General features: G+C 68.5%; 20 protein-coding genes. 4 read left to right on the forward strand and 16 right to left on the reverse strand.

The window, feature by feature from the left end:
* Nucleotides 1-104 precede the first annotated feature (104 nt).
* The 5 genes from VIF40_RS00275 to VIF40_RS00295 all read right to left on the reverse strand — a co-directional run bounded on the left by VIF40_RS00275 (nt 105) and on the right by VIF40_RS00295 (nt 5,192).
* Nucleotides 105-797: a fumarylacetoacetate hydrolase family protein gene (locus VIF40_RS00275; protein ID WP_331935509.1), complete on the reverse strand. Its 693-nt coding sequence runs from the start codon at nt 795-797 to the stop codon at nt 105-107.
* A gap of 10 nt (nt 798-807) precedes the next feature.
* Entirely contained in the window at nt 808-2,004 is a 1,197-nt protein-coding gene (locus VIF40_RS00280; protein WP_331935510.1) for a DUF1624 domain-containing protein, read from the reverse strand.
* Nucleotides 2,005-2,098: 94 nt separating this feature from the next.
* Nucleotides 2,099-3,061, reverse strand: coding sequence for an Hsp33 family molecular chaperone (locus VIF40_RS00285; RefSeq protein ID WP_331935511.1), 963 nt, complete (start codon nt 3,059-3,061; stop codon nt 2,099-2,101).
* Complete coding sequence (gene argF / locus VIF40_RS00290) at nt 3,058-4,008, reverse strand: ornithine carbamoyltransferase (RefSeq protein ID WP_331935512.1); 951 nt, start codon at nt 4,006-4,008, stop codon at nt 3,058-3,060. The genes VIF40_RS00285 and argF overlap by 4 nt, the downstream gene beginning before the upstream one ends.
* A complete protein-coding gene (locus tag VIF40_RS00295; RefSeq protein ID WP_331935513.1) occupies nt 4,005-5,192 on the reverse strand; it encodes an aspartate aminotransferase family protein in 1,188 nt (395 codons plus the stop codon). The genes argF and VIF40_RS00295 overlap by 4 nt, the downstream gene beginning before the upstream one ends.
* Nucleotides 5,193-5,772: 580 nt before the next feature.
* Between VIF40_RS00295 and VIF40_RS00300 the strand changes: the two genes are divergently transcribed.
* Nucleotides 5,773-6,312, forward strand: a complete 540-nt coding sequence (locus tag VIF40_RS00300) for a GcrA family cell cycle regulator (protein ID WP_331935514.1) — start codon at nt 5,773-5,775, stop codon at nt 6,310-6,312.
* A gap of 16 nt (nt 6,313-6,328) precedes the next feature.
* Here VIF40_RS00300 and VIF40_RS00305 read toward each other — a convergent pair whose 3' ends face one another.
* The 4 genes from VIF40_RS00305 to pdxH all read right to left on the reverse strand — a co-directional run bounded on the left by VIF40_RS00305 (nt 6,329) and on the right by pdxH (nt 8,497).
* On the reverse strand, nt 6,329-6,862 hold the full coding sequence (locus VIF40_RS00305; RefSeq protein WP_331935515.1) for a hypothetical protein: 534 nt from the start codon (nt 6,860-6,862) through the stop codon (nt 6,329-6,331).
* A gap of 27 nt (nt 6,863-6,889) precedes the next feature.
* The gene (locus VIF40_RS00310) at nt 6,890-7,147 is read right to left on the reverse strand and encodes a hypothetical protein (protein WP_331935516.1); all 258 of its coding nucleotides are present in this window, start codon (nt 7,145-7,147) and stop codon (nt 6,890-6,892) included.
* Nucleotides 7,148-7,228: 81 nt separating this feature from the next.
* A complete protein-coding gene (locus VIF40_RS00315; RefSeq protein WP_331935517.1) occupies nt 7,229-7,864 on the reverse strand; it encodes a TIGR02301 family protein in 636 nt (211 codons plus the stop codon).
* Nucleotides 7,865-7,888: 24 nt separating this feature from the next.
* Nucleotides 7,889-8,497, reverse strand: a complete 609-nt coding sequence (gene pdxH / locus VIF40_RS00320) for a pyridoxamine 5'-phosphate oxidase (protein ID WP_331935518.1) — start codon at nt 8,495-8,497, stop codon at nt 7,889-7,891.
* A 59-nt stretch (nt 8,498-8,556) separates the two neighbouring features.
* Here pdxH and VIF40_RS00325 point away from each other — a divergent pair, with 59 nt between their 5' ends.
* The 3 genes from VIF40_RS00325 (at nt 8,557) to VIF40_RS00335 (ending at nt 12,180) form a co-directional block, all read left to right on the forward strand.
* Nucleotides 8,557-9,051 (forward strand): RT0821/Lpp0805 family surface protein, encoded by a 495-nt coding sequence (locus VIF40_RS00325; protein ID WP_331935519.1) that lies wholly within the window; start codon nt 8,557-8,559, stop codon nt 9,049-9,051.
* Between the two features lie 180 nt (nt 9,052-9,231).
* Nucleotides 9,232-10,206 (forward strand): J domain-containing protein, encoded by a 975-nt coding sequence (locus VIF40_RS00330; RefSeq protein ID WP_331935520.1) that lies wholly within the window; start codon nt 9,232-9,234, stop codon nt 10,204-10,206.
* Between the two features lie 123 nt (nt 10,207-10,329).
* Nucleotides 10,330-12,180, forward strand: coding sequence for a cation:proton antiporter (locus tag VIF40_RS00335; protein WP_331935521.1), 1,851 nt, complete (start codon nt 10,330-10,332; stop codon nt 12,178-12,180).
* Between the two features lie 35 nt (nt 12,181-12,215).
* Here the strand turns inward: VIF40_RS00335 and VIF40_RS00340 are convergent, their stop codons facing one another.
* The 7 genes from VIF40_RS00340 to pdhA form a co-directional block, all read right to left on the reverse strand.
* Entirely contained in the window at nt 12,216-13,784 is a 1,569-nt protein-coding gene (locus VIF40_RS00340) for an ATP-dependent DNA helicase RecQ (protein WP_331935522.1), read from the reverse strand.
* An 8-nt stretch (nt 13,785-13,792) separates the two neighbouring features.
* Nucleotides 13,793-14,416, reverse strand: coding sequence for a response regulator FixJ (gene fixJ / locus VIF40_RS00345; protein ID WP_331935523.1), 624 nt, complete (start codon nt 14,414-14,416; stop codon nt 13,793-13,795).
* A 219-nt stretch (nt 14,417-14,635) separates the two neighbouring features.
* Nucleotides 14,636-15,175, reverse strand: coding sequence for a hypothetical protein (locus VIF40_RS00350; RefSeq protein WP_331935524.1), 540 nt, complete (start codon nt 15,173-15,175; stop codon nt 14,636-14,638).
* Nucleotides 15,176-15,705: 530 nt separating this feature from the next.
* Complete coding sequence (locus tag VIF40_RS00355; protein WP_331935525.1) at nt 15,706-16,050, reverse strand: SPW repeat protein; 345 nt, start codon at nt 16,048-16,050, stop codon at nt 15,706-15,708.
* Nucleotides 16,051-16,131: 81 nt separating this feature from the next.
* Nucleotides 16,132-17,259, reverse strand: a complete 1,128-nt coding sequence (locus VIF40_RS00360) for a dihydrolipoamide acetyltransferase family protein (protein ID WP_331935526.1) — start codon at nt 17,257-17,259, stop codon at nt 16,132-16,134.
* Nucleotides 17,256-18,236 carry an alpha-ketoacid dehydrogenase subunit beta gene (locus VIF40_RS00365; protein WP_331935527.1) on the reverse strand — a complete coding sequence of 327 codons (981 nt, stop codon included), beginning with the start codon at nt 18,234-18,236 and terminating at the stop codon, nt 17,256-17,258. Before VIF40_RS00365 ends, VIF40_RS00360 begins: the two co-directional genes overlap by 4 nt.
* Nucleotides 18,229-19,314: a pyruvate dehydrogenase (acetyl-transferring) E1 component subunit alpha gene (pdhA, locus tag VIF40_RS00370; protein ID WP_331935528.1), complete on the reverse strand. Its 1,086-nt coding sequence runs from the start codon at nt 19,312-19,314 to the stop codon at nt 18,229-18,231. The genes VIF40_RS00365 and pdhA overlap by 8 nt, the downstream gene beginning before the upstream one ends.
* Nucleotides 19,315-19,331 lie beyond the last annotated feature (17 nt).

Below are 19,331 nucleotides of genomic sequence, written 5' to 3' on the forward strand. Positions count from 1 at the left end.
GCTGCGAAGCAATATCGCCGCCGGGAGCGGAGCGATTCGCTCGGCGCCGGCCGCTTCCGTCTCCCCGCCAGCGGGGAGAGAGAAGGCCCGTGCGCGGAAAAAGATCACGCCACCGTCAGCGCGACCGTCCCGACGCCGTCGATCGCGCCCGTCACATGGTCGCCCGAGACGATCGGCCCGACGCCGGCCGGCGTGCCGGTGAAGATGAGATCGCCCGCCTCCAGCCGAACATATCCCGACAGGATCGCGACGATCTCGGCGACGCTCCAGATCATCTCGGCGAGATCGGCGTCCTGCCGCGTCACGCCATTGACGGCGAGGCTGATGCGGCCCTCGGCCGGATGGCCGATGCGCTCGGCGGGCGCCAGCGCCCCGAGCGGCGCCGAATTGTCGAAACCCTTCGAGAGGTCCCAGGGCCGGCCGGCCTTGCGCGCCTCGCTCTGCAGGTCACGGCGGGTGAGGTCGATCCCCGCCGCATAGCCGAGCACATGGGCGAGCGCATCCGCGCGGGCGATATCGGCGCCGCCGCGACCGATCGCCGCGACCAGCTCGATCTCATGGTGGAGATCCGCGGTGCGCGGCGGATAGGGGATGGTCGCGCCGCTGGCGACGACGGCGTCGGCGGGCTTGGAAAAAAAGCAGGGCTGCTCGCGCGAGGGGTCCTTGCCCATTTCCCGCGCATGGGCGGCGTAATTCTGCCCGACGCAGAAAATGCGCCGCACCGGAAAGCGCCGCGACTCTCCCGCTATGGAAAGCGCCGCCGGCGCCGGCGGCGGAAACAGGAAGTCTTCGCTCATCGCGTTCCCCTCACAAATAGCTCAGCCACCAATCGCGCCGACGCCGCTTGACGCCGGCGAACCAGAGGCAGGCGGGATAGATCGCCGCCATGATCAGCGCCCACATGACATAGGCGCCGGCGAGGCCGAGGCCATAATTGTCCGGCGGCGGCCCGCTGCTCTCGACTCCCTTCAGATCGACGCCCTCGGCCAGGGCGACGACGAGGGCCGCGACGAGAATGACGTAGAGATGCAGCACATAGGCGAAGAGCGGCACGCGGCCGAAGGTCGCCAGCACGCGCCCGAACGCGCCGCCCGCCCGCTCCAGCGCCGGCAGCAGCAGAAGCCCGACGCCGAGCGTCACCAGCGCATAATGCAGCGAGGGCGGATATTTGCTGACGTTCAAAAAGGACAGCGCCGTCTTGACGCTGTCGGGATAGGTCAGCCAGAGCCGCGCGTCGCCGTAGACGCCGGCGATGCGCAGCGCGGCGAAGCTCGCGAGAAAGCCGAGGCCGAGCGCGACGAGCGCGCGGGCCCGCCGCTCCGGCGCCCAGAGGAAAACGGGCGCGAGCCCATAGCCGAGCGCGATGACGCCGATCCAGGGCAGCACCGGATAAAAGACCTGTCCGCGCAGGCCGAAGGGCAGCGGACCTTTCTCGTGCAGCACGTTCCACAAGGGCGCGAAGCCGCCCAATTGCGCCGCGTGAACGCCATCGAAGAGATTGTGCAGCGCCAGTATCGCGACGCCGATCGCCAGCACGGCGCGCGCCGGCAGACGGATGAGCGCCGAAAGCGCGATCATGCCGCAGCCGATCGCCCATAGCGTGCCGAGCTCGATCGCGCCCGAGCCGACCGTCCACACCGGGCTGATGATGAAAATATCGAGCAGGATCAGCCACAGACCGCGCGTCCACAGAAAGCGCGCGCGCTCGCCCCTGTCCTCGAGCGTGAGGCCGTGCAGATAGGCCGAGACGCCGGCGAGAAAGGTGAAGGTCGGCGCGCAGAAATGAGTGACGAAGCGCGTGAGGAACAGCGCCGGATAGGTATGGTCGAGATTGGTCGGATCGAAGCGCAGCGCATCGGCGTCGAAGAAATCGCGGACATGGTCCAGCGCCATGACGATGATGACCAGCCCACGCAGACGATCGATCGAGAGAAGGCGCGCGCCGGCAGGGAGCGAGACGGCTTCGCGCTCGACATTCGCGACGATTTCCATCGTATCGGTCATGATGCTTCTCCGATCGCCGACGGGGAAAAGAGAGCGCCCGTCGCCGCGCTAGAGCGCTATCCGATCGATCGATTCCATTCGATCGGATAGCGCTCTAATCGAAATCCGCCGGATCGAACTCACGCAGCGTCCGGCAGAATTCGCAGGTCACGCCGATGCGGCCATTGTCGCCGATCATGTCGTGGCGGTCCTGCGGCGTGAAGCTGCGCAACAGATTGTCGATGCGCTCCGTCGAGCAGCGGCAGGATTCGACGATTTCACGCGTCGGATAGACGGTGACGCCGCGCTCGTGAAATAGCGAATAGAGCAGACGCTCGCCCGAGAACGCAGGATCGACGAGCTCGTGATCCTGCGTCGTGGCCGCCAGCGACAGACCCTCGACCCAAGCGTCGTCCTCGTCGTCTTCCGGCAGGGCGAGGTCGTCGGGCGCGTCGCCGGGGCGAAGATCGCGGCGCGCAGGCGTCTCCGGCAGATATTGCAGCAGCAGCCCGCCGGCCCGCCAGCTGCGTCCGGCGGGCGTCACCACCTCGCCGACGGCGAGCCGCACATAGCTCGGAATTTGCTCTGACTGGCGGAAATAGCGATGCGCCGCCTCGGCGAAGCCGTCGCCCTCCAGCGGCACGACGCCCTGATAGCGCGCGGCGTCGCTGTCCCGCTCCATGGTCAGCGCGAGATGGCCGCCGCCGAGCAGCGCGCTGGGACTCATGCCGGCGACGATGCGGCTCTCGTCATAGCGCGCGAAGCCGCGCAGCTTTCCGGGCGCGTCGAAATCGACGACGATCATATCGACCGGCCCGTCGCCGCGCGTCTGCAATTGGAAGCGCCCATGCGACTCGATGAGCGAGCCGAGCAACGCCGTCAGCGCCGCCGCCTCGCCCAGCAGCCGCGCGACCGACGGCGGATAATCATAATGGGTGAGGATGGAGGTCACCGACGGCCCGAGCCGCACCAGACGTCCGCGCAGATCGAGCGGCTCGACGGCGAAGGGAAGCAGGCTGTCGTCCTCGGCGAGGGGCGACGCCGGTCGGACGCTGGCCTCGTCCGCCCGTCTGCTCATGGCCCGCCCACTCCGAACACCCAGGCGAGCACGCCCTTTTGCGCATGAAGGCGGTTCTCGGCCTCGTCGAACACCACCGAGCGCGGTCCGTCGATGACCTCGTCGGTGACTTCCTCGCCGCGATGCGCCGGCAGGCAATGCATGAAGATCGCGTCCTTGCCCGCAGCGTCCATCAGTCGGGCGTCGACCTGGAAGGGCGAGAGCAGCGCATGGCGGCGCGCCTCCTCCTGCTCGTCGCCCATCGACACCCAGCAGTCGGAGATGACCGCGTCGGCGCCGGCGACGGCCGCGTAAGGATCGGCGGTGAGATTGAGCCGCACGCCATTGGCGCGCGCCCAGCCGACCAGTTCGTCGCCGGGCGCGAGCTCCGGCGGCGTCGCCACATTGATGGTGAAGTCGAAGGGCTTGGCCGCATGGACCCAGCTCGCCAGCACATTATTGGCGTCGCCGGTCCAGGCGACGGTGCGTCCCTTTATGGGGCCGAGATGCTCCTCGAAGGTCAGCACGTCCGCCATCACCTGGCAGGGATGCGAGAGCTTGGTGAGCCCGTTGACGACCGGCACGCTGGAATAGCGGGCGAGCTCGGTGAGATCGTCATGCGAGAGAATGCGGATGACGATGCCGTCGACGAAGCGCGACAGCACGCGGGCCGTGTCGGCGATGGTCTCGCCGCGGCCGAGCTGCATCTCCTGGCCCGTCAGCATGATGGTCTCGCCGCCGAGCTCGCGCATGGCGAGATCGAAGGAGACGCGCGTCCGCGTCGAGGGCTTGTCGAAGATCATCGCCAGCGATTTGCCGGCGAGCGGCCGGAAAGCGGTCGGCGCGCCGCGCACGCGCTTGCCCTTGATCGCGGCGGCGATATCGAGAATGCGCCGCAGCTCGGCCGGCGCGATCTCGGAAATATCGAGGAAATGACGGACGCCCGCCAGCGGCGCATGGGCGGTCATCGCGCCGCTCCCGCGCTCTCGAGCGTCACACAGGCGGCGTCGAGCCGTCGCGCCGCCTCGGCGAGCTCGCTCTCGCCCACGATGAGCGGCGGCAGCAGACGCACGACATTGTCGCTCGCCGGAATGGTGAGCAGCTTGGCCGCGCGCGCCGCGGCGGCGAATTCGGCGTTGGAGACGCGCGTCTTCAAGCCGAACATCAGCCCCTCGCCGCGCACGCTCTCGATGATCGACGAATGGCGATCCTCGAGCTCGGCGAGCTTTTGCCGAAACAAGACGCCGAGGCCGGCGACACGCTCGATGAAGCCCGGCTCCAGCACCACATCGAGCACGGCGTTGCCGACCGCTGTGGCGAGCGGATTGCCGCCATAGGTGGAGCCATGCGCGCCCACTGTCATGCCCTTGCCGGCCTCCGCCGTGGCGAGGCAGGCGCCCAGCGGAAAGCCGCCGCCTATGCCCTTGGCGAGCGCGGCAATGTCCGGCGTCACGCCCGAATGCTCGACTGCGAGGAAGCGGCCGGTGCGGCCGATCCCCGTCTGCACCTCGTCGACGATCAGCAGCAGGCCATGCTCGTCGCAGAGCGCGCGCAGGGCAGCCAGGAACCGCGGCGGGGCCGCGCGCACGCCGCCTTCGCCTTGAATCGGCTCCAGCAGCACGCCGGCCGTCTGCGGGCCGAGGAGCGCGCGGACGGCGTCGAGATCGCCGAACGGCGCCTGATCGAAACCGTCGGTCGGCGGGCCGAAGCCGTCGAGATATTTGGGATTGCCGCCGGCGGCGATCGTCGCCAGCGTGCGGCCGTGGAAGGCGCCCTCGAATGTGATGAGGCGATAACGCTCCGGCCGCCCTTCCACCGCATGGAATTTGCGCGCCGTCTTAATGGCGCATTCGACCGCCTCGGCGCCCGAATTGGTGAAGAAGACCATATCCGCGAAAGTCGCCTGAACGAGGCGGCGAGCGAGGCGCTCGGCCTCCGGAATCTGGAACAGATTGGAGACGTGCCAGGGCTTCGCCGCCGCGGCGGCCAGCGTTCCGACCAGATGCGGATGGCCATGGCCGAGCGAATTGACCGCGACGCCGGCGCCGAAGTCGAGATAGCGCTCGCCGTCGCCGGCGGTGAGCCAGGCGCCCTCGCCCCGCTCGAAAGCCAGATCGGCCCGCGCATAAGTCGGAAACAGCGCCGAAACCACTTGGCGTCCCCCTCGGAGAGACCCCGCTCGCAGGCGCCGCAGACAGCGCCGGACCCATGCAGAGAGGGTCTTGTGCAGCGAGGGTCTGAAAATCAAAGTGCCGCCCTTGCTGGGGGCGGCATCTCTCTTACGGAAACATTCTAGGTCCTCCCCTTGCGCCGGTCAAATCCGTTTCCCGCGGCCGACGGCGCCGAGACTGCGGCGAAACGACGGCGCCGGAAAGGCCGCGATCGACCCGCCGTCGAGAGGACCCGTGCGAGCCGGACCTTCGTGAAGACGTTCGCGCGCGGCCAAATGCGGCGCCATGCGCAAAAATCCATGCGGAGAAACGCCCATAGTGAGTCTTTCGCGCAACACATTCGGAGAATGAAAGAGCATTACCTTGTGGGGAACGCTGTTTCGCTTGCCAGGGACTCTTGCGCGTGATTCAACTGGTAGGGTAGCGTTCGCGTCATCGCCCACGACATCTCGTGTGGCGCCTTCAATCGAGTGTGTGCGTCTTGTCGACTCCGGCTCCGCCGGTTGCGCGAGCGTTCGCCGATTCTCTCGGATGAAGCCGGCTTAATCGAGGAGGACCTTAATGTCCTGGACCGACGAGCGCGTCGAGATGCTGCGCAAGCTCTGGAACGACGGCCTCAGCGCCAGTCAGGTGGCGGCCGAGATCGGCGCCGGCATCACGCGCAACGCCGTCATTGGTAAAATCCATCGCCTGGGCCTCGCCCAGCGCGCCAAGACGCCCATGGCTGCGCGTCCACGCGTCGCCAAGCCGCAACGTCCGCAGGCGCCGCCGCAACGCGCCCATCACGGACATGCGCCGAGCGTCATCGGCAATGTGGCGCTGGCTCTCGCGCCGCGCGCGCTGGTCATGCCCGATGCGCGACCGCAAGAAGAGGTCGTCATTCCAATGTCGGAGCGTGTCACGATAATGGAGCTCCGAGAGGCGATGTGCCGATGGCCGATCGGCGATCCGACGACGGCGGAATTCCGCTTCTGCGGCGCGCGATCGCCGGGCGGCGGCGGCAGCCCCTACTGCAACTATCACTCGCAGATCGCCTATCAGCCAGTGCAGGATCGTCGCCGCGCGCGCGATCAGCTGCGCTCCGCCGCGCGTCTCGCCTGAGACGCGCGCGCCACCATCAATCCGCGTTCCAGAAATAATGCCAGACGCCGTCCGCGCCGACGCCGATCCGCATGACCTTCGGACGACCGGCCGCATTGGACGACGCCAGATCGGAAAAGCGCACGCAGGCCCATAGCGCGCGCGCTTCTTCCTCATTCGCCGGCGGCGTCGGACGACGCGCATAGGCCGGCCATTCATAGCTCGTGAACGGCCCTCGCGCGATGCGCAGGAAAGGCTGCGTCAAAACGGCGCGCGCAATCGAGAGACTCTCGCGGCCGGCGCGGTCGAAGGAGAGCGACGTCAAAGTCTCGATCGGATCGGCGCCCGCGGGCCGCCGCGCGCCGCGCTCGAACAGCGGGCGCAATTCGTTCCAATCGATCGGAATGCGCAGCGCTTCTATGTCGCCGGTCGCGCAGGCGGCGAGAATCTTGTCGCGCAGCGCGCGCACGGGCGCGGGCAGCGTCGCGAGATCGCGCATCGGCTCGGAGATGGTCTCGACCGCAGGCTTGTCGACCGCAGGCTTGATCGGCTGCTTCACGCCGCGCGGCATGTCACGGACGCGCCGCGCGGAGCGCGCTCAATGGCGCAGGCCGCTCGAGAATTCGCCGTCGCGCAGACGCCGCGGCAGACGCTCGACGAAAGCCGCGACTTCTTCCTCGCCATAGGTGGCGACCAGCTCGTGCAGCGCTGCGGAGAGCGCCACATGGGCGAAGGAATCGCCTTCGATTCCAGCGAGCGCGGCTTCTGCGAAAGCCTCGGCGAGATAAGCGAGCGCGACCCGCCGCTGCTCGGAGCCGGCGGCGTCGTCCAATGTGGAAGGTGGGAAACCCGTCATGTGAACCACTCTAATCAACGGCGACGAAACGCGCGAGACGGGTCCTTGCCGGAGGGTTAACGCCCGTCCGCGCTTCCGACGTCAGGAGTTCCCGTAACGATACGCTATGTCATGCGCGATGCGGCCGCCCTCGTCGAGATAGCGCGTGATCGCCGCGCGGGCGTTGGGCGTGCAGGAGCGATAGGTGGTCTCATAGCCGCGAAAGCCGCGATTGAACGCGCCTGTCAGCTTGAGCCGACGCTGTCCGCTCTTGGCCTCCGCCTCGAGCAATGCGGTCATTTTGACGCGCCAATCCTCGCCATCCTCCGGGCCGCAGAGATCGCGCAGATAGGAGAGCGCGCCGAGGATTTCCGATAGGCGCAGCAATTGCGGCTCATAGGGCGGCGGCGGCCCTTCGGCGGCGGGCGGCGGCGTCGCGGGCTGCGGCGGCTGCTGCTTGCCGGCCGGCGGCGTCTTCGCGGCGTTTTTCTTTTTGGGCCGGGCCTGCGGCGCCGGCCGCTCGATCACATGCGGCGCCGAATGCTGCTGGCCCCAGCCGAACAGGTTCTGAAAAAAATCCTGCGCGCGCGCCGGCGCCGCGCCGAAAATCGCGCAAGAGAGCGCGAGACGAAATGCGAGCCTGAAGGCTCGCGGTCCAGAACGCGCCTTGGACCGCGAGCCTTCCGGCTCGCTCGCCAAAACGCTCGCAAAGACACTTCCGCCATCCGAACGTCTCATCGCTTCCGCCGCTTTCTCTTACCGTCAGGGATAGAGCCGCGCTTTCGCCCAGCCGGCGCCGTCGCGCGAAAATCGCACGCGATCATGCAGGCGGAACGGCCGATCCGCCCAGAACTCGATGGCCGTCGGAACAATACGGTAGCCGCGCCAATGCGCCGGCCGCGGCACCTCGCCGAGCCCGAAGCGCGCGGCCTGAACAGCGACCGCCTTCTCGAGCGCGAAACGGCTCTCGAGCGGCTGCGACTGGCGGCTCGCCCAGGCGCCGATGCGGCTGTCGCGCGGCCGACTGGCGAAATAGGCGTCGGCCTCGGCCTCCGAAACGAGCTCGACGGGGCCGCGCAGCCGCACCTGACGGCGCAGAGATTTCCAGTGGAAAAGCGCCGCCGCCTTCATCGTGGCCGCGAGCTCGCGGCCTTTGGCGCTCTCGGCGTTGGTATAGAAGGTGAAGCCGGATTCGCCCCAATCCTTCATCAGCACCATGCGGGAATCCGGCATGCCGGATTCGTCCACCGTGGACAGCGCCATCGCTTCGGGACCGTCGGGCTCGTGGGATTTCGCCTCTTCGAACCAGTCGCCGAACAATGCGTAGGGCTCGCCGGCCTCGCAGAAGTCACTCTGTTTTAACCCCTTCACGAGAAAATCCTCAGCTGCCGCCGAAACGAGGGCGGTGGTCATGGTGGTAAGGCAGCGCTTTGCACGATCTGCGAGACACACATAACGCCGCCGCGGCCGCTTCTCAAATCGGTCTCGCCGCCGCGCGCCTGCTCGCGGCCGCGCTCACGGCGGCGTCGCTGGCCGGCTGCTCCTTCGCCATTCCCGGCGGCGAGCCGGCGCCCGCCTGGAAAAATGTCAGTGACGATGTGACCGGCTCCATTCCGCACAGATCGACGCCGACGCTCTCGAATGCGCTGGACCAGGAGGACTGGCGGCGCGCCAGCGCGGCGCTGGGCGTCGCGCTCGATCCTCAGGGCGCCGGCGCGAGCGTCAATTGGGATAATCCCGAGAGCCATGCCCGCGGCTCCTTCACGCCGGTCGGCCAGCCCTATCCGTCCGAGGGCAAGGTGTGCCGCGCCTTTTTGGCGGAAGTCGGGACGAAGGACAGCCACGAGCAGCTTCAGGGCACGGCCTGCCGCGACAAATCCGCCGATTGGGCGCTGATCGACATCCGCCCCTGGCGCAAGGCTTAGAGCGCTTTCCGATCCGACGGGAGAAAGCCTGAGCGCCGGATCCTGCTGGATCGGATGGCGCTCCAGAAATCCGAACTTCGACGCGTCCTTGCGCGATGGCGCCTCTTCTCCCAAATAGACAGGTCAGACATGAGCGTCCGCGCCACACGAGGCGGACGCGCCGATGGGCTTTTGAGAAAAATGCGCGATCCATATGACGTCCTGGGCGTCGCCAAGACGGCGAGCGCCCCCGAGATCAAGAAGGCGTTCCGCCAACTCGCGAAAAAATATCATCCCGACCAGAACAAGAACGACCCCAAAGCCAAGGAGAAATTCTCCGAGGCCAACTCCGCCTATGAGATTCTCGGCGACGAGAAGAAGAAGGGGCAATTCGACCGCGGCGAGATCGACGCCGAGGGCAAGCCTCGCTATTCCGGCTTCGAGGGTTTCGGCGCCGGGCCCGGCGGCTACCCGCGCGGACAGCGCGGCGGGCCGGGCGGCCCGGGCGGGGCCGAGCATTTCGAGTTTCATTTCGGCGGCGACGCCCCCGGCGGCGGCGGCCGGGCGGGCTTCGACCCCTCGGACCTCTTCTCCGATCTCTTCGGCGCCGGAGCGGGAGCGCGCCGCGGCGCTCGCGCGCCCCGACGCGGCGAGGATGTCGCCCTGCAGGTGACGATCTCGCTGGCCGAGGCGGTGAAGGGCGGCGCCTCCCGCGTCTTCCTGCCCACCGGCCGCACGCTCGAGGTGAATATTCCGGTCGGCATAGAGGATGGCAAGCAGATCCGCCTGCGCGGCCAGGGCCACGCCGCCCCGCCCGGCGGCGAGCCCGGCGACGCCATCGTCACGATCAAGATCGCGCCGGACCCGCTCTTTTCCATCTCCGGCCGCGATCTGAAGCTCGACCTGCCGATCGCCTTCTATGAGGCGGTTCTGGGCGCCAAGGTGGCGTCGCCGACGCTGGGCGGCCAGGTGGAGCTCACCATTCCGGCGGGCTCCAATAGCGGTCGCGTGCTGCGGCTGCGCGGCAAGGGCCTGCCCGCCGTCGACGGCAAGCCGGCCGGCGACCTCTATGTGACGCTGCGGGTCGCGCTGCCCGAGGGCGCGGACGCCGAGCTCGAGGCCTTCGCGCAGAAATGGCGCACGGCCAAGCCCTACGATCCGCGCAAGGGGATGTGACCAACGCGCGTCTCCGTCTCCCCTCGCGAGGGGAGACGGGAGAATCGATAGAAACAGGCTTCGTAACCGGCGCGCCGCTCCCTTATGCTGAAACCCGAATCGGATCAGCGGGAAAGGATAGCGATGTCGGGGACTGCGGCGTTTCAGTGGGGCGAATATCGCGAGGCTCTGCTGTTTCTGGGGACGGCGGGAGTCGTCGCTCCCTTGTTTCATCGGCTGCGCGTCAGCCCCATTCTCGGCTTTCTGCTGGCGGGCGCGGCGCTCGGTCCCTTCGGCCTCGGCAAGCTCGCGGAGCGCCATGAATTCCTCTCCGCCATCGCGCTGAGCGATCTCGAGGGCGTCGCCAAAATCGCCGAATTCGGCCTCGTCTTCCTGCTGTTCATGATCGGCCTCGAGCTGTCGTGGGAGCGCCTGGCGCGCATGCGGCTGCTGGTTTTCGGGCTGGGCCTGTCGCAGGTCCTTCTCTGCGGCGGGGCGCTGGCGGCGGCCGGCGTGTTCTGGGCCGGGCTCGGCCCGGCGCCGGCGACGCTGCTCGGCGCCGCGCTGGCGATGTCCTCCACGGCGATCGTCATCCCCTTGCTCGCCGAGCGCCGGCGTCTCACCCGCGCCGCCGGACGCGCCGCCTTCTCGGTGCTGCTGCTGCAAGATCTGATGGTCGCGCCGCTGTTGTTCCTCATCTCCTTCCTCTCCGATCCGCAGGCGCAGAGCGAGGGGCTGAAGGCGCTGCTCGCCTTTCTGCCGGCGCTGGCGGCGATGGCCGCGCTCATCGTCGGCGGCCGGCTGCTGCTGCGGCCGCTGTTCCATCTGGTCGCCGCGGCGCAATCGATCGAGCTGTTCACGGCGGCGAGCCTTCTCGTCATCATCGGCGCCGGCGTCGCCAGCGCGGCGGCGGGATTTTCGATGGGGCTCGGCGCCTTCATCGCCGGGCTGCTGCTCGCCGAAACCGAGTTCCGCCGCGAGATCGAGGTGACGATCGAGCCCTTCAAGGGCCTGCTGCTCGGCCTGTTCTTCGTCTCGGTCGGCGCCGGGCTCGATTTCGACCGCGTGATCGAGGATTTGCCGCAGGTGCTGGTCATCGCCGTCGGCGTCATCGCGAGCAAGACGCTCATCGTCTTCCTGCTCGGCCGCGCCTTTCGGCTGCGCGGACGCATAGCGGCGGAAGTGGCGCTGCTGCTCGCGCCGGGCGGCGAATTCGCCTTTATTCTCGTCGGCGCGGCCATCGCCTCCGGCGTGCTGCCCAAGAATCTCGGCGCCGACGCCATGCTCGCCGTCACGCTCGGCCTATTCGTCCTGCCTGCGCTGGCGCGGCTCGGCGAATGGGTCAATCCGGGCCGCCGCCTGCAGGACGACGAGGCCGAATTCGGCCATCTCGCGCCGGAAGGCGAGATCGCCGCCGGCAAAGTGGTCATCGTCGGCTATGGGCGCGTCGGCGCGCTGATCGGCGATATGCTGAGCCGCCACGACATTCCCTTCGTCGCCGTCGACAATGATGTGAAGCTCGTCGCCGCGACGCGCGACAAGGGCGTCGATATCTGCTGGGGCAATTGCATGCGGCGCGAATTCCTCATGCGCCTCGGCGTCGCCCAGGCGCGCGCGCTGGTGGTGACGGTGGAAAATCCGCAGGCGGCGCAGGAGGTCGTGCGGCTCGCGCATCAGGAGCGCGCCGATCTGACCATTGTGGCGCGCGCCCGCGACTCCTGGCACGCGACGCATCTCTACGAGCTCGGCGCGAGCGACGCGATACCGGAGACGATCGAGGCGAGCCTGCAGCTCGCCGAGACCGTGCTCGTCGATGTCGGCGTGCCGATGGGCTATGTGATCGCCTCGATCCACGAGAAGCGCGACGAATATCGCAAGCTGCTGCAACCGACCGGCGAGGCGGCGCGCGAAAGGGCCGACCGCGCCTCGACGCGGCTGCTCGAGCTGAAGAGGCGCCGCGCCCGTCCGGCGCAGGAGGCGGAGGAAGAAGGGTAGCGGACCGGTCCCCGGACAGGCCCCTCCCCTGAGTCTCACGCCTCGGCGACCGCGCGCAAAAACGCCTCCGCCGCGATCACGCTCTCGCCGTCGAGCGCTCGCGTGATCGCGAGGCGCCGCAGCGCGGCGTCGCTCGCCACCGCGCGGGGGGCGAGACAGCGGCGTTTCGCGATGTCCAGCCGCAACAGCAGCAATCGGCGATAGAGCCGCTCCTCGGCGACGCTGAGCCGCTCCTCCTGCGGCCGTGCGGAAACGTCCGGCGCCATGGCCGGGCGCGGCGCGGCCTGCGGCTCGCCGACGTCCTCGTCCACGCCCTCGGCGCTCGCGCCGGCAAAGCGCGCGAGAACCGCGACGCGCCAGCCGAGCGCCAAGAGGCCGGCGCGGCGCGGCAGAGCCAGCAGGCCGCCGCGGCAATTGTCGCAGGCCCCGCAGCGGTCGCTGGCCTCGCCGAAGGCGCGCAGCAGCGCTTGAAAACGGCAGGAGGGCGTGAGGCAGAGCCGCGCCATGGCGCGTCGGCGCTCCGTCTCGCCGGCGGCGACGGGATCGTCCGGCGTCGGCGCGACGCCGAAGCGGCCGGCGAGCTCGCGCGGATCGAACAGAGCGAGAGCCTCGGCCGGCAGCCCGTCGCGGCCGGCGCGGCCGATCTCCTGATAATAGGCCTCGATCGAATCCGGCGGATCGGCGTGGACGACGAAGCGCACGTCTTTCTTGTCGACGCCCATGCCGAACGCGATGGTCGCCACCATCACGACGCCGGCGCGGGCGAAAAAAGCGTCCTGATGGGCGCCGCGCGTCGCCGCGTCGAGGCCGGCGTGATAGGCGAGCGCGTCGAAGCCGAGCCGGCGCAAAGTCGCCGCCATATCGTCGGCCTTGCGGCGAGACCTCACATAGACGACGCCGCTCTGTCCGGTCCGCCGGCGCAGGAAGCGCGTCAGCCGCCCCAGCGCATCGCCGCGGGGAACGAAAGACAGGCGCAGATTGGGCCGCGCGAAAGAGGAGACGAAAACCGCCGGCTCGCGCGTGAACAGGCTGGCGATGATGTCGGCGCGCGTGCGCGGTCCGGCCGTCGCCGTCACCGCGAGCACCGGCGCGCCGAGCCGCGCGGCGATCTCCCCCAGCCGGGCGTAGTCGGGGCGAAACGCGTGACCCCAATGCGAGACGCAATGCGCCTCGTCCACCGCGAGCAGCGCGACCCCGGCGGCGCGCAGAAGCTCGACCGTCCCGTCGCCGGCGAGACGCTCCGGCGCGAGATAGACGAGCCGCGCCCGCCGGCCCGCGATGGCGGCGACGGCTTCGGCGTATTCGTCCTCGCTCTGGCCCGAATGGAGCGCGACCGCGGCGACGCCCGAACGCTCCAGGCTGCGCAATTGATCGCGCATCAGCGAGATGAGCGGCGAGACGACGACGACCGGCGCCACACCCATCGCCGCCGGCAATTGATAGAGCAGCGACTTGCCCGCGCCGGTGGGCATGACGGCGAGCGCGTCGCGCCCGTCGAGCAGAGCGGCGACGACCGCCTCCTGTCCCGGCAGGAAGGCGTCATGCCCGAAACGCGCGCGCAGCACGCGCCTGGCCTCGTCCATATCGGCGGAGCGGCGGTGCAAGGCGCCTCTCAGAACGAGGCGGCGCGCGGGACGAGCACCGATATGCGCACCAGCTCCGAAAGGCTCTTGGCGCGCATCTTCACCATCAGCCGGGCGCGATGGGCCTCCACCGTGCGCACGCTGATGCCCAGCTCGTGAGCGATGATCTTATTGGGCCGACCCTCGAGCACGCCGACCAGCACCTCGCGCTCCCGCGAGGTGAGGCTGGCCAGGCGATCGCGCGCCGCCGACGCCTCGGAACGGCCGCCCGCGCCCTCGACGCGAAGGTCCAGAGCCTGACGCACGGAGCCGAGCAGCGCGTCGCCGTCGAAGGGCTTTTCCAGGAGATCGACGGCGCCGGCCTTCATCGCCTGCACCGCGAGCGCCACATCGGCATGGGCGGTGATGACGATGACCGGCATGTCGATCCGCCGCGCCTTGATCTCGGCGAGCAGCTCGAGGCCGGTGACGCCCGGCATGCGCACATCGGTGACGACGCAGCCGATCTCGCTCGGCTCGACGCTGGACAGGAAATCGCGCGCCGACGCATGGGCGCGCACGTCGAAATCTTCGGTCTGCAACAGAAGCCTGAGGGAATCGCGGACGGCGGCGTCATCGTCGATGACATGAACGATGGCCGGCGCGCTCGTCATGGGCGCGCTCCGCCGTTCCGAGGCCCGGAGAGACCGTCGCCCGAAAAATCGAAATCGAAAAAGCCGTTCGGTCGCATCGAGAAACGGGTCCGACCACCCGGAGGTTCTGCGCCTCGACAGGCGCTGTCGGGCCGGGATGATCCTATGCGGCGCGCCGAATGGCAATAGCCCCGGACCAGCGGGGCCCGGGGCGTTGCTCGTCTGGAGACTGGCGAGGGTTCAGCGCTCGCCCCGCAGATAGGTCGCGCGCGAGCCGAAGCGGGCGATGATCGGATCGCCGCCACAAAGGGATTCCGGCGTCTCGCCCCTCGTCGCGCGACGCTCGGAACGGCGGCCCTCGCTCTCGCGCGCAGAGGACGACTTGCCCTCACGGGCGAAGGACAGCACCACGCCCGGCTCGCGCAGAGCCCCGCCCGTGTCGGCGCGGCTCCGGCGAGCCTCGAAATAATGGCCGAGCAGCGCGGCCTCGAAGCCCATCTCGGTCTCGGCGGCCGGCTGCGGCGCGAGCGCGGCCTCGGGACGGGTGGTGAGCAGCAAGCGGAGCACGATCAGCAGATCGGCGGCGCGCGCCGTAACGCCGAGATCGAGAAAGGCGCGCAGATCGGCGACGATCATGGCGCGCACCGCGCCGAGGCCGCGATGGCCGTTGAGCAGATAGCTCTCGAGGAGCGCGTCATGCTCGAAAGAGGGGACAGTCCCCAGAACCAGCTCGTTGGAAGCCAGGCCCGCCTGGGCGGCGCATTGCGACACGGTAATCATGAGGGGCTCCTTACGCGTTACGCAAACTCGTTATCGTTCGATCGAGGAGGCGATCAGCCGACGGCGAGCGCCGCCGCGCTGTCGGGAATGGACTAAGGGATCGGCAAAGCGGTTCGGGGACCGGCAAAAACCTGAAGCTGAAAGAAACGCTTCAAATTGATCGATTGAGCACGGAGATAAAATTGATCGATCGAGGTCATATGCACCCAATCTCCCTGGTTGGCCGGATCGCGGAAGGCCGCGCTGGTCCGTCAATACTTGTCACCGGCCGAATCCAAAATTAGGACATGTACTTATGCGCCGCGCGACGGCGTCTCGCTTATGACGATAATCATTATATTTCAACTTATTATCGGTGAGCCCGGGCGACGGCCACGCGAGGCGATTCCGCAGTCTTTCGCGAAACAATAGAAAACTCTACTGATTAATTGGCAGTAGTTGCTATAAATATATTCAAATTCTATCTATTTTCCGTCGCGACACGGCGACGGCGACGCCGCCCGAGACGTGACGGTTTGCCAGCGGCCGGCTCAGCGGCGGGCGGCGGCTCCGCCCCAGATCACCCAGGCGGCATAGGCCACGAGCGCGCCGCCGACCAGCAGATGAACGAGAAGCGCCCGCGAATCCGGCCAGAAGCCGAGAAGCCAGGGTGAGACCAGCAGCCAGATTCCGATGATGAAATATTCCGGCGTCTCGCTGTCGTCGAGCTCGGCGAAAGCGGCCGCCGAGAGCAGGACGAGAATGACCGCCGTGAAGCTCGTCGCCAGCGTCGCCATCCAGCTCGTGTAATGGACGATCCAGGGCGCGAGCAGCAGGATCGCCGCGATGGCGAGGCAGCTCCAATCGGGAATGTGAGAGATGCGCCGCGTCGACATGATGCGCCCCTTCCCGCTCGCCCCCCGGCCTTTGGAACGATGAGCGGCGGATATGGCGTCGGCGGCTCCGCCTTCAAGCGCTCAATCGGGGCGGCCGAGGTCGTCGATGACGGCGCGAAGGAAGCGCGCCGCCTCGCCGCCGGTGACGACGCGATGATCGAAGGTGAGGCTCAGCGGCGCCATGCGCCGCGCGACCGGCCGGCCCTCGTCATCGGCGACGATGGCGCGGCGAATGCGGCCAGCGCCCAGAATGGCGACCGTCGGCGGCAGCACGATGGGCGCGGCGTAGCGCCCCGCGATCATGCCGAAATTGGAGAGGGTGATGGTCGCGCCGCGCAATTCCTCCGGCGGAATGCGGCGCGACTCGATATCGCCGCGCATCTTGTCCAGCCCGGCGCGCAGATCGGCCGGATCGCGCTCGGCGACATTGCGCAGCACGGGCACGAACAGCCCGCCCTCGGCCGAGTCGACGGCGATCCCGAGATCGATCTTGGCGAGCACGCGCCGCGCCAGCGCGTGGGATTCGAACCAGGCGTTGAGCCCCGGCTCGACGCGGCAGCCGGCGACGAGCGCGCGGACGAGGCGCAGCGTCGTATCCGTTCCCGGCGGCCATGCCTCTATGTCGGCGTCGTCGACGACGGTCGCCGCGGCGACCTCGGCCTGGGCCAGCGCCATATTCTGCGCCATCGCGCGACGAAAGCCACGCAGCGGCTCGGCCGGCTCGGCCTCCGACAATATGCGCGCCACGCGCTGCACATCGCTCGCGGTGATGACGCCATCGGCGCCCGAGGGCGTCACGATCATGAGATCGACATCGAGCCGCCGCGCCAGCGCGCGCACCGCCGGCGTCGCGCGCAGGCCGGAGCCGTTGCGCCCGAGCGCCGCGGCGCCCTCCTGCAGCACGCGGCCGCTCGTCTCCATGGCGCCGACGACGGTTCCCTTATCCTCTCTCGCCGCGTTCGGCGTCGCCTCGCCTTCGCCGACGAAAGCGATGAGCGGGCCGCCGATGCGGATGATCTCGCCGGCCTGCGCAAACAGCTTCTCGATGCGCCCGGCTTGCGGCGACGGAATTTCGACGACGGCCTTGGCCGTCTCGACGGAGACGAGCGGCTGATCGACGGCGACCTCCTCGCCGGGCGCGACATGCCATTGCACCAGCTCGGCCTCTTGCAGACCCTCGCCGAGATCGGGAAGCTTGAAGACGCTCATGCCGCCTCCATCGTCTTGCGCGCGGCGTCGGCGATGCGCGCGACGCCGGGCAGATATTGACCCTCGAGCCGCGCCAGCGGCGTCACGACGTCATAACCGGTCACGCGCGCGACCGGCGCTTGCAGAGAGTAGAGCCCGCGCTCGGCGATGATCGCCGCGATCTCGGCGCCGAAGCCCGCCGTGCGCGCAGCCTCCTGCACGATGACGCAGCGGCCGGTCTTCTCGACCGAGCGCAATATCGTCTCCGCATCGAGCGGCTTCAGCGTCGCGACATCGACGACCTCGCAATCGACGCCCTCTTCCGCGAGACGATCGGCCGCCGCCAGCGCCTCGTGCAGCATGCCGCCCCAGGCGACGAGCGTGACGTCGCGCCCCTCGCGCGAGACGAAGCATGTGTCGAGCGGCAGGCTCTCGCCATCGTCGATCACCTCTTGCTTGAACAGGCGATAGAGTCGCGTCGGCTCGAGGAAGACCACCGGATCGGGATCGCGAATGGCGGCGAGCAGCAGGCCATAGGCGCGCGACGGCGACGACGGGATCACGACGCGAAGTCCCGGCGTATGCGCGAGCATGGCCTCCGGGCTTTCGGAATGATGCTCGGGCGCGTGAATGCCGGCGCCGTTGGGCGCGCGCAGCACCATGGGGCAGGTGAGCCTTCCGCGCGTGCGATTGCGCAGGCGCGAGGCGTGATTGATGAGCTGATCCATCGCCGGATAGATGAAGCCGCTGAATTGAATCTCCATCACCGGCTTCAGCCCCATCGCCGCCATGCCGACGGCGACGCCGGCGATGGCCGCCTCGGCGAGCGGCGTGTCGATGACGCGCGCCGAGCCGAAACGCTGCTGCAAGCCGAGCGTCGCGCGGAACACCCCGCCATTGACGCCGATGTCCTCGCCGAGCAGCAGCACGGCGGGGTCATGCTCCAGCGCATGCGCCAGCGCGCGATTGACCGCCTCGACGAGGGTGAGCTCAGTCATGGCCGCCTCCGTTCGGCGCGAAGCGGCGCGCCTCCTCATATTGATCGCGCATCGATTGCGGCAGGCGCGCGAAGAGATGATCGAACATGGCGGAAAAATTCTGCGCCGGCGTCGCGAGATAGGCCGCGACCGCGCGCTCGACCTCCTCCGCGCAATCTTTCGCGAGGCGCTTCTCCTGCTCCTCGCTCCACAGCCCGCGCGCGAGGAGATATTTGCGCAGCCGCCCGATCGGCTCCTTTTCCGCCTCGCGCCGAACGATCTCCGCGTCGCGATAGCGCGACGCGTCATCGGCCGTCGTATGATCGCCGAGCCTGTAGCTCAACGCCTCGATCAGCGTCGGACCGCCGCCGTCGCGCGCCTTCTCGATAGCGAGGCTCGTGATGTGACGCATGGCGATGGCGTCGTTGCCGTCGACCTGACGTCCCTCGACGCCGGCCGCGACGGCCTTTTGCGCGAGCGTCGCCGTCGCCGATTCGAGCGCGCGCGGCGTCGAGATCGCCCATTGATTATTGTTGATGACGACGACGAGCGGAATGCGCCAGACGCCGGCCATGTTCAAGGCCGAATAGAAATCGCCCGTCGAGGCGCCGCCGTCGCCGAGGATCGCCACGGCGACGCGCTTCTCGTCGCGCAGCTTGAAGGCGTAGGCCGCGCCCGCCGCATGCGCGACCTGCGTGCCGACAGGAACGCAGATCGGAAAATCGCAGCGCGGAACGGCATAGTCGCTGCCGCGCTCGTCGCCGCCCCAATAGAGGAGATTTTCCACCATGGTCATGCCACGCAGCAATTGCGCGCCATGGTCGCGATAAGAGGGCGCGAGCACATCCTCGCTGCGCATGGCCGAGCCGACGCCGACGCCGATCGCCTCCTGTCCCAGCGCCGACGCGAAAGTGCCGAGCTTGCCGGTGCGCTGCAGAGCGATGGCCTTGCCGTCATAAGCGCGCGTGCGCGCCATCGCGCGATAGAGGCCGAGCACGCGCTCCGCCTCTATCGCCTCGCGCGGCGTCGATGGGTCGAGCGCGCCATCCGCAGAGAGAAAACGAAGAAAGTCGATCTGGAAGGAGACGCCAATGCTCATCGGGCCTGCCTCGAGCT

Origin of the sequence: Methylosinus sp., assembly GCF_036560965.1 — a bacterium.
In the GTDB taxonomy this organism is placed as follows: domain Bacteria; phylum Pseudomonadota; class Alphaproteobacteria; order Rhizobiales; family Beijerinckiaceae; genus Methylosinus.